This window comes from Kitasatospora sp. NPDC051984, assembly GCF_044593455.1.
In the GTDB taxonomy this organism is placed as follows: Bacteria; Actinomycetota; Actinomycetes; order Streptomycetales; family Streptomycetaceae; genus Kitasatospora.
Genome location: NZ_JBIUCB010000021.1, coordinates 47,142 through 59,757 on the forward strand (window position 1 = coordinate 47,142; position 12,616 = coordinate 59,757).

Genomic DNA, 12,616 nt, shown 5'->3' on the forward strand with positions numbered 1-12,616 from the left:
GCGGGGCGTGGGTCTGAGCATCACGGGCCGTCGCACGCTGGTGCGTCGCCGACGGGTACGGATGGTGTGCCGCATCGGTCGGAGTCGGATGCTGGGCGTCCGGTTGGGCATGACGGTTCGTCGCGTGGGGCTGGGCCGGATGTGGGTCGTCCGGCGGGGCATGATGGTTCGTCGCGTCGGCCGGATGTTGATGCGGGTGGGCCGGTTGGGCATGACGGTGCGGGGCGTGGGTCTGAGCATCACGGGCCGTCCCATGCTGGTGCGTCGCCGACGAGTACGGATGGTGTGCCGCATCGGTCGGAGCCGGATGCTGGTCGTCCGGCGGCGCATGATGGTTCGGGGCATCGGCCGGATGTTGATGCTGGTCGGCCGGTTGGGCATGATGGTGCGGGGCGTGGGTCTGAGCATCACGGGCCGTCGCACGCTGGTGCGTCGCCGACGGGTACGGATGGTGTGCCGCATCGGTCGGAGCCGGATGCTGGTCGTCCGGTGGGGCACGATGGTTCGTCGGTTCGGCCGGATGTTGATGCGGGTCGGCCGGCTGGGCATGACGGTGCGGGGCGTGGGTCTGAGCATCACGGGCCGTCGCACGCTGGTGCGTCGCAGACCGGTACCGATGGTGGGCGTCCGGGCGGGCATGACGGTCCGACTCCCGGGCCCGACCACAAGTACAAGCTGGACTTCGACGAGCATTCGCTGAACGGCGACGTCGTCAAGGACCCCAACGGGGTCAAGGTCGTCCACGACCAGATGAGCGTCCAGTACCACGGCGGCGCCGCCACTGACTTCGGCGACGCCGGTCACAAGCCGGGCTTCACGGTGCACCCGCAGCCGGGGGTGGGCGACAGCTTCGGGCACGAGCCGGCGCGTGGGGGTGACTCGTCGTCGGGTCCGTCGCACGGTGCCGACTCGCGCCCGCCAGTCGGGGGCCCCGTTTCGGCCGGGGGTGCGCCGCCGTTCCGGGGCGGCGACCAGCGGAACGGTGACTCCGACTCCGGCGCGCACACCGGTCAGGTGCCGCCGCGTCTGGACGTGGCCGGTCTCGGTGCCACCGCCACGGCGACGCCGCCCCACGCCGGTCCCGACCAGCGGCCGGGTGTTGGCGGGATTCCGGCGAGCGGCCCCGACGGCACGAGTGTCGGCCCTGCGGGTGGGGCCGGGGTGCCGGGTGGCGGCATGCCGATGGGCGGTGGCGCGATGCCGGGTGGCGGCGCTCCGTCCGGTGCGGGTGCGGGCCGAGCGACGTCCGGACCCGGTTCCGCGCCGACGGTGCCGACTCAGGGCTCGCCCCACCAGGGGCAACAGCACAACGGCAACTCCACGTTCACGCCGCGTCCAGCCGCCGACCCGGCTCGCTCCGGCGGCGGACGCCCGGACGTGGGCCGGCTGGGCCCGGTGCGCCCCGAAGGCGGGCGCCCCGATGCAGCTCGCCCCGATACCGCGCGGCCGGACACGGTGCGACCTGACGCGGCGCGTCCTGACGGCGGGCGTCCGAACGCCGGTCGTCCGGACGCTTCGCGCTCCGACGGTGCGCGCCCGGACGCGGGGCGCCCGGATACGGTGCGTCCTGACGCGGGCCGTCCTTACTCAACTCGCCCGGATGCCCATCGTCCGGACGGTTCGCGCCCTGACACGGCGCGACCTGACGCGGCGCGTCCTGACGGCGGGCGTCCGAACGCCGGTCGTCCGGACGCTTCGCGCCCCGACGGTGCGCGGCCGGACGCGGGTCGTCCGGACTCAACTCGTCCTGACGCGAGCCGTCCTGACGCCGGTCGCCCCGACGGTGCGCGGCCGGACGCGGGGCGCCCGGATACGGTGCGTCCTGACACGGGTCGTCCGGACTCAACTCGCCCGGATGCCGGTCGTCCCGACGTCGATCGTCCCGACGCGGGCCACCCCGACACGGCGCGCCCGGACGGTGCTCGCCCCGATTCCGCGCGCCCGGACTCGACGCACCCCGACGTCGATCGTCACGACGCGGACCGCCCCGACACCGACCGTCCGAACACCGACCGTCCCGACGCGTCCAACACCGACCGTCCCGACGCGTCCAACGCCGACCCCTCGCACTCCGCCGACGCCTCGCACCACGACGGTCCGGTCGCGGACGGCCATGCGCACCGGCCGGAGGCGCTCGCGGACAGTCGGCCGTACGACACGCCGGGTGGGCTGGACCGGCCGGATCCGCAGCATCAGGTGGATCTGGAGAGCCGGGTGCCGCGGAATCCGGACGGGACGCCGCAGCGGCATCCGGATCCGAACGGGGACTGGCCGGGGGCGGTCAACGGGGACGGGCACCGGGCGCCGGGGCGGGACAACAACTGCCTCGATGTGGCGCTGTCGACGGCCGACACGTACAGCGGGAATCCGACGGCGGCCGCGCCGCGGCGCGACGGTGGGCCGGAGGGGGAGCGGGGCGGCCGGGACCGGGCTGAGGGTCAACTCGGGGCGCCGTTCCGGGACATGGGCAACGGGGATGCGGCGTTCCGTCGGGTCGAGGACCAGCTGCGCGGGGACGGGCACGGCTCGCAGGCGGTGATCATCACGCAGGACGCCAACGGGCGGGCCCACGCGTGGAACGTCGTCAACCACGACGGGAAGATCACCTACCTGGACAACCAGACCGGCCAGCGCAGCGACAAGCCGCTGCACAACGGTGACCACGGCGTGTTCGCGATCACCCTCGACCCCGACCGCCGCCCGACCGGAGACCACAGCACCCAGGACCACAGCGCCAAGGACCACGGCACCCCCGACCGGCGTCCGGAAGACCCGGCGGGCAAGAAGAACAAGGCGGAGGACGACCCCGAGGGCGGCGCGCCCACCAAGAAGCCGAAGCACAGCGGGGACGGGAACGCCGAGGCCGGACCGTCGCACCACAACGACACGCCCAAGACCGACAAGCAGGTCATCGACGAGCGGCGGGCGAACGACCCCGACCACCCGATCCACGAAGCGGCCCGCTCCGACGAGAATCTCGGCCCGAAGCAGGACAAGAACCAGACGCACAGCAACCTCCCGCCGGACGACGCCCAGGTTCGGCTGCGGGAGACCAACGACGTCCGCCAGATCGACCGGAACGGCGTCTACAACAAGCTGAACGAGTGGGCGGCCAGCGGCGATCTCGCCAAGGTGCTGGACGAGAGCAAGGGTGACGCGCAGGCCGGCCCGAAGACGTTCACCCGGGCCGATCTGGAGGCCAAGCTGCCCGGGTTCAAGGACATGAACCCGGGCGAGCAGGGCGCGGCGGTCGCCGCCATGGGCCGGATGAGCGACGCGTTCCACCAGAACCACGGTGTGGGCGCCAGCCCCGAGTCGATGGCCCACCCGTACAACGCCGACCCGCGGGTGGCCGGCTCCCGTCCGGGCGAGGCGGACACCGCGAGTCGCGGCGGCGTCGACCACAGCACGTCCAAGGGCGAGGCGGGGCTGAAGCAGTCGCCGGACTACCAGCAGCTCCGTGCGGACATCAAGCAGGCGTTCGGGACGCGCAGCATCCAGGCCGCGGTCAACCAGGCCGTGCACCGGCCGGACCTCACCGGGCGCAACTACGCGGTGATCGAGGTGTACGACCCCAAGACGCGGCAGGTCAGTTTCGTGGTGGACAGCTCGGTTCCGCCCAGCAAGCCGCGGGCCGGGATCACGCCACTGCACTCCGAGACGCACCTCGGCGGCTGGATGGACCACCTGAAGGCCACCCGTGATCAGAAGGACCAACCCGAGGTGCTCAGCCTCTACACCGAGCGCGAGCCGTGCGGCATCGGCCCAGGTCACGCGGACTGCTCGGGCTATCTGTCGCGTGATCAGACGGGCGTGCCGGTCTACTATGCGACCGGGTACCGGCATCAGAAGGACGCGGGTGCCGACGTGGCCGGCCCGGCCAAGCAGCAGATGGACCGGGACTTCGGCGACCACGTGGCAAAGGTGGGCCGGGCCTGGATGGGGATGGAGCAGCACCGTCAGCCCCCAGCTCCGGCCGGGCCGCAGCACTGAACGAACATGAGCGAGTGAGCAAGGGAGTGGCCGGATGACCGGGCGCGACGAGACGGCGGTGGCGGCGGCGATCACCGCCGCCACCGAGCGACTGCAGGACGGCAGCCGGGGCCGGCTCCACGTGACCGGCCCGGCCGGCAGCGGGAAGAGCGCGGTGCTCGCCGGGATCGCCGAGGCGTTCCCGGCGGCACTCCTGATCGACTTCGCCGGGCGCAGCGCCGACTCCGTGGTGCAGGAACTGATCGACCGCACCGGCGTGTTGGAGCGCACCTTCGGCAGCCTGGACGAACTGAAGCGGGCGCTGCGCCGCGACTGGACGCCCCGCACCGTGCTGCTCGCCAACACCCAGCTGGCGGGCTCGACGGCCGGCGGCGCGGCCGACCAGGCCCGGGCGGTGGTCGCCGAGCTCGCCATCCCCGCGCAGGAGGGCCGGCTGCAACTGGTCGTCGAACAGTCGCAGCCCCCCGAACCGCCCGCCACCGGGCCCACCGGGTACTGGCTGGACGTGCTCCGGCTTCCCGGCGGCACGGGCCCGGAGGAACTGGCGGCGCTGACCTCCGCCGTCCCGCCGCAGACCCTGTCCGCGTTGCGGGCGCTGGCCAACGCCCAGCTGCGCCGGGTGCCCGTGGCCGGCTGGGCCGAGCTGTGCCGGGCCGCCGACGTCCTGGTGACCGAGGCCGACCTGCTGACGCTCGCCGCCGAGCCGCTGGTGCGGGAGGCGGACGGCACGGTCGGGTTCGACCGTCCCGCCCTGGTCGAGGAACTGCGTTACGCCCCGGCCGAGGCCGCCGCGTTCCACTCCCGGATGACGGAGCAGCTGTCGGCCGCCGACCTGACCGCGCCGTGGGCGGCCCGTTCGCTGCCCGGCCACGCCGCCGCCGCCGGACGCTTCGACGAACTGCTCGACGACGCCCGCGCCCTCGCGCACGTCCCGCAGGACGCGCTGACCGAGGCCCTGCGCACCGCGTACGCCGACGGCGCGTTCCGCTACGGCACCCCCGCCGCCGCCCTGCGCTACCTCGTCGGTTACGGCCTGGCCGGCGCGCCGCACGGCGAGTGGGTCGCCCGGCTCGCCCACGACGCCCACACCCGCGGGCAGTTCGACCGCGCCGAGGCGCTCGCCGCGGCCTGCCCCGAACCGCTCACCTTCCGCACCGTGTGGTCCCGGTGGAGCCCGATCGGCGCGTTCACCCCCCGCACCGAGCCCTGGCACACCGAGGAGATCGACCTGGTGCAGGCCGCCGAACTGGGCGGCAGGCCCATCGCCGTCATCGAGGACGAGGAGGAGAACCGCTTCCTCCGGGACGCGTCCACGGGGGAGTCGGTCCCGGACGACGGCGACGAACTCGAGCCGGTCGAGGCCCAGTTGATGGTGCGTCAGAAGGTTGGCTACGCCGAGATCCTGGACGGTCCGGACGGTGCGCCGCTCGGACTGTTCCACCACCCCGACGCGGATGCCGTCGGCGCCGTCGGCGACCTGCTGGTGCTGGCCGGGGTACGCGGCGCCTACGCCGTCCGGCCGGACGCCACGCTGCTGCGCGACGCGCCCGAGCACCGACTGGTGGCGCCGGTCGGCTCGTTCGGCCGCCAACTGCCCCGCCCCTACGACCCCGCCGACACGCCCGACCTGCGGCAGCTGCTGGAACAGGCCTTCGGCGCCGGGCAGTTGCACCGTATCGACCCCGTCCCGGACGGCATCACCCACCGGCCGACCCGCGAACTGCTCGCCACCGTCGGCCTGCCCGCCGTCGACAGCCCCACCGGCTACTGGCTCACCCCCGGCGACGGGCTGCCCGCCCGCAACCGCCCGGACGGCGGCGGACCGTACTACCTGCTCGGCGGCTGGATCGCTGCCGACCTGGTGCTCGACGGCAGCAACGGCCGGGTGCTCCGGACGATGCCCGCGCACTGGCCCGACACGACCCACCCCAGCGAGCCGCTGATCGGCACCACCCTGGAGCACTTCCTCACCATGGTCGCCGTCCAGACCCAGTACCTGACGGCCTACTGGCCCACCGAGGCCGACAGCTACGACCTGCTCTCCGAACTCCGCACCCGCCTCGCCGGAATCGACCCCGACGCCGCCGCCACCGACAGCTGGCAGTACGTCCTCGAACCCGACACCTGGGCCTGACTCCCCGCCGCCCACTCCCCCCGACCGGAGAGACCGACGTGACCGACACCACCGTCGCCCACCAGCCCCACCCGCACCTCGGCGGCCGGGCGGCAGCGCTGCGCACCCTGGCGGCCTGGCGGTCCGGCACGGCCGACGCGCCGCGCACGGTGCTGATCACCGGCGACAGCGGCAGCGGCCGCACCCGGCTGCTCACCGCCTTCCTGATGCTCTGCGACCCCGCACACCGCGCCCTCATCGACACCGACGCCCTCGACCCGTCCACCGTCCCGCCCGCCGACCAGCCCGCACCCCCCGTCCTCGACGCCACCGGCCTGACGGCCGTCCAACTGCGCTGGCTGCTCGCCGACCGGTTCGCCCCCGGCACCGACCGGGCGGACCAGCTGCCCGCCGTGCTCGCCGGAATCGGCACCCCCCAGCAGCCGCAGACCGTGGTCCTCGCCGACATCGACCGGGCCGGCACGCTGACCGGCACCGACGAGCCCGCCAAGGTCACCAGCGAGGTGCTGCTGCCGCTCGCCCTCAACCCCGGCGTCCGCCTGCTCGCCGACCTGCCCCGCACCGAGGCCGCCCGGCTCGCCGAGGACGTCCCCGACGGCCAGGTGCGGATCCTCGACCTCGACCAGGACCCGTGGCGCGACCCCGACGCCCTGCTCCGGCAGGCCGAACTCGCCGTCCCCGACCCCGTCGTGGCCCGCCAGCTGGCCGCCGTCGCCGACAGCCCGCTGGTGGTACGGCTGGCCGGCTGGTCCGTCCAGGCCCACCCCACCGGCCCGCTGCCCCTGCCCCGCAGCGCCGGCGACGCCCTCGACCTGCACGCCGAACGCTGCGGCGCCGACGAACTGACCCTGCGCCGCCTGCTCGCCCCGCTCGCCCTCGCCGGACCCGGCGAACCACTGCCGTTCGAGCTGTGGGCGCCCGTCGCGTCCGCCGTCGCCGGCAAGGACCTCGGCCCCGCCCTCGCCGCCGGCCGCGACCTGCTGCTCCCGTTCTTCGACCTCGCCACCACCGACAACGGCAGACCCGGCGCCCGCATCGTCCACCCCGCCGTCGCCGACGAAATCCGCGAACGCCTCGGCCGCACCGCCCGCGAAGTCCACCGCCGGATCGCCACCGCCCTGCTCGCCACCCTCGACGGCGACCGGCCGCAGCGCTGGGCCGACACCCCCCGCTACGTCCGCGAACAACTCGCCGGACACGCCCTGCACGGCGGCCTGCTCGACCAACTCCTCACCGACCCCGGCTTCCTGCTGCATGCCGAACAGCACCGGCTGCGCGCCGCCGTCGACCGCCTCGACCCTGCCGCGCTGCCACCGCTCGGCCGCACCTGGCTGCGCCTCGCCCCGCTGTTCACCCGCCAGGAACTCGACGTCGAACTGCGCGCCGCACTGCTCGACCACGCCGCCCGCCAGGACGGCCTCCCCGGCGTCGACACCACCGGCCTGGACGTGCCCTGGCACACCCTGTGGGCCCGGCCGCTCACCGGCGTCGGCGCCGTCACCGCCGCCGTCCGCCCCGACGGCAACCACCTGCTGGTGGCCCACCGGCCCGGCCATCAGCCCGAGTTGACGGCCTACGACGCCCGCACCGGCGAGATCGACCACACCGACCCCGGGCAACTCGCCCGCCCCGACGAGGACCAGCGCGCCGCCGGCAACCTCGCGCTCAGCATCGGGGGCGACTACGTCCGGCTCTGGCAGCGCGACCCCGCCGACGGCAGCGCCATCGGGCCGATCGGCGCGTTCCTGTCCGCCGCACCACTGGCCGGCGCCGACCTCACCCCCGACGGCCTGCTGCTGATCGCCGACGCGCACGGCATCGCCGCCCTGCGACCGGCCGGTCGGTGACCGGCACCCGTCCACTACTGTGAACACCGACCAACCGGCTCCGAAGGAGAACGACCGCGTGACGACCCGTGAGCAGGCCATCGAGGCGGCCCACCAGTGGATCAACGGTGCCCGGCCCGAGGACCAGTGGCACCGGATCGGCGTGCACGAGTTCGACCTCGGCTGGGTGCTCTGGCCGATCCCCGACGCCGAACCCGACCGGCCCGTCGGCGAACGCCGCGCCCCCGCCGAGATCGGCACCGCCTGCGCCGTCGTCGACCGGGAGACCGGCGAACTCACCCACTGGCCGTCGGTGCCCGTCGACGAGGTCGTCCAGCTCTACCGCGACAAGCTCGGCGCGGGCAGCTACGACCCGTCCCGCCCGCCGGTGGTCGGCCCCGGCACCTCCGTCGTCCTCACCTACCGGGACGCCGCCGGCGAGGAGCAGAGCCTGTTCCAGCTCTCCACCCCCGGCGCCGGCCACCCCGAGGTCCGCGCCTGGCGCACCCTCCAGCAGCAGGGCGTCCGCCCCGAGGACGTGCTGTCCGTCTACACCGACCTGCGGCCCTGCGAACTGCCCGGCGGCTACTGCGCCCCCGTGCTGCTCGCCGAACTCCCCAACGCCACCTTCGACTTCGGCCACGCCTACGGTCCGCGCTACGACCGCCGGGCCGCCGGTGTCCGCGAGCTCACCGACGCCACCGAGGACACCTTCCGCCGGGCCGGGCGCCCCGCGCCGCCGCGTCCCAACCGGATCCCCTTCCCCCGCGCCGTGCCCGCGGCGGCTGTTGAGAGCGACCGCGAACTCGGCGCCCGGCTGGACGCGCAGTTCGGCGCCGAGCGGATCCACCGCGTCGCCGGCCCCGCCCCCGCTGCCACCGCGGCCACGTTGGCCGAGGCCGGACTGCCCGCCGAGGTCCCGTCGTTCTTCCGCCACCTGCCCGGGCTGCCCTCCGTCGCCGACCACCTCGCCGCGACCGGCCGCGGCGCCCGCGTCCCCGAGCGGACCCGTTCCCTGCTCGCCGACTACCTGGTCCTCGGCGACGACGGCCACGCGCTGATCGCCGTCCAGTGCGGCGACGGCGGCACCGGCACCGGAGCGGGCATCGGCCGGATCTGGGCCGTCGACCCCGACACCGGCACCGGCCGCTACCTCAACACCGACCTCGCCGCGTACCTGCGCTGCCTGTCCCTGCTCGCCACCCGCCACCCCGCCCTGCGCGGCCTCGACCCGCAGGCCGCCGGCCTCGCCGTGGACGCCTTCCAGCGCGAACTGGCCGCGCTCGACGGCACGGTGTTCGGCGACCCCGAGAACTGGTGGGCCGTCATCGTCGAGCAGCTGTGGGACGGCCTGCTCTGATCCGCCGCCGTCAGTAGCCCGGCGGCAGGGTCGCCACCGCGAGCGCGACGGCCTCCTCGGCGGTGGCGGCCGGGCCCGCGTCGCGGACCAGGAAGGTACCGTCGCGCAGGGGCTCGACGGCCGTCCGCCCGACCCGCTGATGCGGGTATTCCGTGACGGAGAACCACAGCGTGAAATGACTGGTCACCGGTGTCAGCCGGCGCAATCGCGGCTCGGCGAACGCCGCCTCGAACATCGCCCGGTAGCCCGGCGGTCGGTAGTGGGGAGGCTGGGTGTCGAACCGGCCCATCCGCTGCCGCCAGGCCAGCTCCGCCGCGTCCAGCGGCTCGCGCTCGTGCGCGAACGCCCAGTCGTGGACGACCAGAAACGGTGCGATCTCCCGCACCGCCGCCAGCTCGGCGCCCGCCAGCCAGGCCACGACCGCGGGCACCGCCGCCGCGAGGTCAGGGGCGTGTCCATTGGCGAGCGTGATGTTCGCGCGGGCCAGCGCGACGGTCGGCCCCGCGCCCGGAGTCCAGTTGCGGATCGACGCCCGGTCGCCGGTCTCCGCGTCGTGGAAGTCGGCGTGGCGGTGGCTGAACCCCTCCGGCTCGGGCAGCGACAGCCCCAGGCCGGCGGCGATCCGGTCGAGAACGGGGCCGAGGCCCGCGGTGGTGGATGCGTCGGTCATGGCGTGCAGTGTAGGGACGCGGGTGTGAACGTCCCTGGCCGGCCGGGCAGTTGTTGCCCGTGCCGGCCGGGCGCTATCCTCTGGCGCGGTTCATACATGATCATCAGAACGAGGGGGGCTGGCTGATGACCGGGACCATCGTGGTGCGCGCGGAGCAGCCGGGGATCGGCCGGGCGGGAAACTTCGTCGTCGTCGTCGACGGGGTCAAGGTCGGCCAGGTCCGGCAGGGGGAGAGCGCGCGGTTCCCGGCGACGGTCGGCACCCACCAGGTGCAGGTCACGGCGAAGGACCGCACCAGCTCCAACACGGTGACCGTGGAGGTGGCGGAAGACCGGGACTTCCTGGTCACCGCCCGAGGGACCGGACTCCGCGTCGCACTCCTCCTGCCCGTCCTGGCCGGAACCGCCGTTCCCCCGGTCTTCGCGGCGGCGTCCCTCCTCGTGCTCGGCGCGGTGTTCTTCCTGGTCCCCGGCCTGATGTTCCGGGTGCGCGCCGAGGGCGAGCCCGAACTCCGCCCCCTGCGCGAGGCCGCGGCCGGCGCGGAGGCGAGTGACGGGAACGGCCTGTGGTGGGAGTCGGACCCGGTGCTCGCGAAGCGGTTCCGGAAGGGCGCCGACTCCTGACCGCCGGAGTGCTGAAGGGAGCGATCGTCCGGGGAGGGCGGCGATGTCCGCGATCGTGACGTCGGAAGACGGCGAGGACTGGTTCACCAATTCGTACGGCTGGCACACCATTTGTGAGCTGGCCATGGAGCGCCTCGCACCTGCGGTTCGCGACGAATACCAGCGGTATGCGAGCTCGATCGGCGTCGATTTCTCCACCCTCGACCAGCCGAAGCGCGCGGAGGTCGCCGGGTGGCTCCTGGCCGTCGTGGACGAGCTGCGGGGCGCAAGAGCGGCAGAATTCGGCTGGGACACGGAGCGGGATCGCGCGCACCTGTCCAAGCTCTCCGACCTGCTCCGCCCGATGAGCTGAGGCGGTCCGCGCCGCGGCCAAAGGGCGGCAGGCGCGGGTGGAGCGGGAGAGTGCGAAGGCGAAGTTGAAGACCCCGCCGAAGGTGGAGCGGGCCGGCCCGAAGCGCGCGGCTGCGCTGCAGGTGGGGTTGGAGGAGGCCGCCGGGCAGGTCGACACCTCCACCGGGGAGATCACCGCGCCGAAGGCCGCCACCCTGGCGGCGGATGCCGATCAGCCGGTTCTCCACGGTGCGGCCGTTCTTGCGAACGCGCCGATCACCGCCGACGGCGACCGGGCCGCCGACTACGGCGCGTTCACCGGCGCGGCCCGCGGTCAGGTCGACCTGGAGCGCATCGAGCGGAACTGACCTGGCTGGCCGTCCGACGCCACGGCACCAGTACGGCGGTCGACCTGGTCAGCGACGGCATCCGGCGCACCGCCCGTTACGCGGGGGCCCCGCAGAAGTACAACGCCACCGTCAGTCGGGCCTGGGTGGAACTGGTGGGCCACCATGCCGGGCAGGCGGACACGGCCGACTTCGACGCCTTCGCCGGCCAGTACCCCGCGCTGCTCGACAAGAAGCTGCTCACCCGCTTCTACCGGTCCTCGACGCTGGCAAGCGACCCGGCCAGGACCGGCTGGGTCGAGCCGGACCTCGCTCCGTTCCCCTGGCGGCAAGCCGGTGGGTGAGTGGGCGCTCCTCAGCGAACCAGAGGTGCCATAGTCCACGGCGTACACGTATTCACCCACCTGGGGCACCGGCTCGCTGTCGAAGGCCAACGGCACATGGGCCGCCTGGCTGCCGAGGATCCCCGGGGCCAGGGCCGATCAAGGCCCCACCGCAAGTGGCATCGGGCTGCCGGGAGTGTCAACTGCGGTCGGGGGAGCGGCGTTTGCGGGTGCGTTCCACTGCCCAGGCGGTGAGGGGCGCGCCCATCAGGACGGCCGTCGCGGTGTCGATCCGGGCCGTCCAGCGTTCGTCGCCGGTGCTGGGGGTGGTGCCGAGTTGCGGGCCGACGTGGCCGGTCGGGTCGGTGGTGACGGTGACGGTGTCGCCGACGTCGTAGTAGTCGCCGTAGCCGCCGTCGATCGTGGCGGTGATCGGCGGGCCGTCCAGCGCCTCCAGGGTGTAGCGCTGGTGGGAGTTGTTGTTGGCGTCCCACTCCGTGGTGACGCGGGTGACCCGGGCGTGCTGTTCGATGCCGTGGTCACGCAGTGCCCGGACGTCGAGCAGGTGCATGTGGCCGACCAGCATGATGGTGCCGAGGACGGCGACGATGACCAGCCAGCCGGTGGGGTCGTCGCGGGACCCCACCCAGGCGATGAAGGCGATCCACATGGCGATGATCACCAGTGTCGGAACGATTGCCTGAAGGTGTTGTTGGTAGGAGTATTCCGCCAGTCCGCGGAGTCCGAAGAACACCGCTGCCCATATCAGCGCCGCCAGCGCCGAGTTCCAGACCGCCCGCCCCGCCATGCGCATCGTCGCCCTCCCCAGGTCTTCGTACGTCGCGGACCAACGGTACGCGACGTCCGGGCCGGGAAACTTACACGCGGACGGGGTCTCCACGGCGGCCCCGAACGGTCGGCGCGGGTGCAGGTGGGAGCAGGCGCGGAGGCGTCAACAGGCGGTTCTGGAAGAGGAGTTCGGGAGGTGCCTGGCCCGCCTGGAGGGGCTA

Annotated in this window: 10 protein-coding genes and 1 pseudogene; 9 read left to right on the forward strand and 2 right to left on the reverse strand. The window is 73.9% G+C overall.

The window, feature by feature from the left end; translation table 11 throughout:
• The 5 genes and pseudogenes from ACIHEI_RS29755 to ACIHEI_RS29775 form a co-directional block, all read left to right on the forward strand.
• Positions 1-700: pseudogene (locus ACIHEI_RS29755) on the forward strand (hypothetical protein); the annotation flags it as partial.
• A 1,115-nt stretch (positions 701-1,815) separates the two neighbouring features.
• A complete protein-coding gene (locus ACIHEI_RS29760; protein WP_396608855.1) occupies positions 1,816-3,993 on the forward strand; it encodes a toxin glutamine deamidase domain-containing protein in 2,178 nt (725 codons plus the stop codon).
• A 34-nt stretch (positions 3,994-4,027) separates the two neighbouring features.
• Complete coding sequence (locus ACIHEI_RS29765) at positions 4,028-6,127, forward strand: SUKH-4 family immunity protein (protein ID WP_396608856.1); 2,100 nt, start codon at positions 4,028-4,030, stop codon at positions 6,125-6,127.
• Positions 6,128-6,165: 38 nt separating this feature from the next.
• Positions 6,166-7,974, forward strand: coding sequence for an ATP-binding protein (locus tag ACIHEI_RS29770; RefSeq protein ID WP_396608857.1), 1,809 nt, complete (start codon positions 6,166-6,168; stop codon positions 7,972-7,974).
• A 58-nt stretch (positions 7,975-8,032) separates the two neighbouring features.
• Complete coding sequence (locus ACIHEI_RS29775; protein WP_396608858.1) at positions 8,033-9,313, forward strand: SUKH-4 family immunity protein; 1,281 nt, start codon at positions 8,033-8,035, stop codon at positions 9,311-9,313.
• Positions 9,314-9,323: 10 nt separating this feature from the next.
• Here ACIHEI_RS29775 and ACIHEI_RS29780 read toward each other — a convergent pair whose 3' ends face one another.
• The gene (locus ACIHEI_RS29780; RefSeq protein WP_396608859.1) at positions 9,324-9,983 is read right to left on the reverse strand and encodes a DUF6193 family natural product biosynthesis protein; all 660 of its coding nucleotides are present in this window, start codon (positions 9,981-9,983) and stop codon (positions 9,324-9,326) included.
• Positions 9,984-10,108: 125 nt separating this feature from the next.
• Here ACIHEI_RS29780 and ACIHEI_RS29785 point away from each other — a divergent pair, with 125 nt between their 5' ends.
• The 4 genes from ACIHEI_RS29785 (at position 10,109) to ACIHEI_RS29800 (ending at position 11,627) form a co-directional block, all read left to right on the forward strand.
• Positions 10,109-10,606 (forward strand): hypothetical protein, encoded by a 498-nt coding sequence (locus tag ACIHEI_RS29785; RefSeq protein ID WP_396608860.1) that lies wholly within the window; start codon positions 10,109-10,111, stop codon positions 10,604-10,606.
• Between the two features lie 43 nt (positions 10,607-10,649).
• Entirely contained in the window at positions 10,650-10,958 is a 309-nt protein-coding gene (locus ACIHEI_RS29790) for a hypothetical protein (protein WP_396608861.1), read from the forward strand.
• A gap of 64 nt (positions 10,959-11,022) precedes the next feature.
• The gene (locus tag ACIHEI_RS29795) at positions 11,023-11,304 is read left to right on the forward strand and encodes a hypothetical protein (RefSeq protein ID WP_396608862.1); all 282 of its coding nucleotides are present in this window, start codon (positions 11,023-11,025) and stop codon (positions 11,302-11,304) included.
• 125 nt (positions 11,305-11,429) lie between these two features.
• Entirely contained in the window at positions 11,430-11,627 is a 198-nt protein-coding gene (locus ACIHEI_RS29800; protein WP_396608863.1) for a hypothetical protein, read from the forward strand.
• A 178-nt stretch (positions 11,628-11,805) separates the two neighbouring features.
• Here ACIHEI_RS29800 and ACIHEI_RS29805 read toward each other — a convergent pair whose 3' ends face one another.
• A complete protein-coding gene (locus ACIHEI_RS29805) occupies positions 11,806-12,420 on the reverse strand; it encodes a hypothetical protein (protein WP_396608864.1) in 615 nt (204 codons plus the stop codon).
• Positions 12,421-12,616 lie beyond the last annotated feature (196 nt).

What these genes read in the sequence shown, in the direction of transcription:
- ACIHEI_RS29765 (WP_396608856.1), top strand. Translation starts at nt 4,028, where the DNA reads ATGACCGGGCGCGACGAGACGGCGGTGGCGGCGGCGATCACCGCCGCC.
- ACIHEI_RS29780 (WP_396608859.1), bottom strand. Translation starts at nt 9,983, where the DNA reads ATGACCGACGCATCCACCACCGCGGGCCTCGGCCCCGTTCTCGACCGG.
- ACIHEI_RS29785 (WP_396608860.1), top strand. Translation starts at nt 10,109, where the DNA reads ATGACCGGGACCATCGTGGTGCGCGCGGAGCAGCCGGGGATCGGCCGG.
- ACIHEI_RS29790 (WP_396608861.1), top strand. Translation starts at nt 10,650, where the DNA reads ATGTCCGCGATCGTGACGTCGGAAGACGGCGAGGACTGGTTCACCAAT.
- ACIHEI_RS29805 (WP_396608864.1), bottom strand. Translation starts at nt 12,420, where the DNA reads ATGCGCATGGCGGGGCGGGCGGTCTGGAACTCGGCGCTGGCGGCGCTG.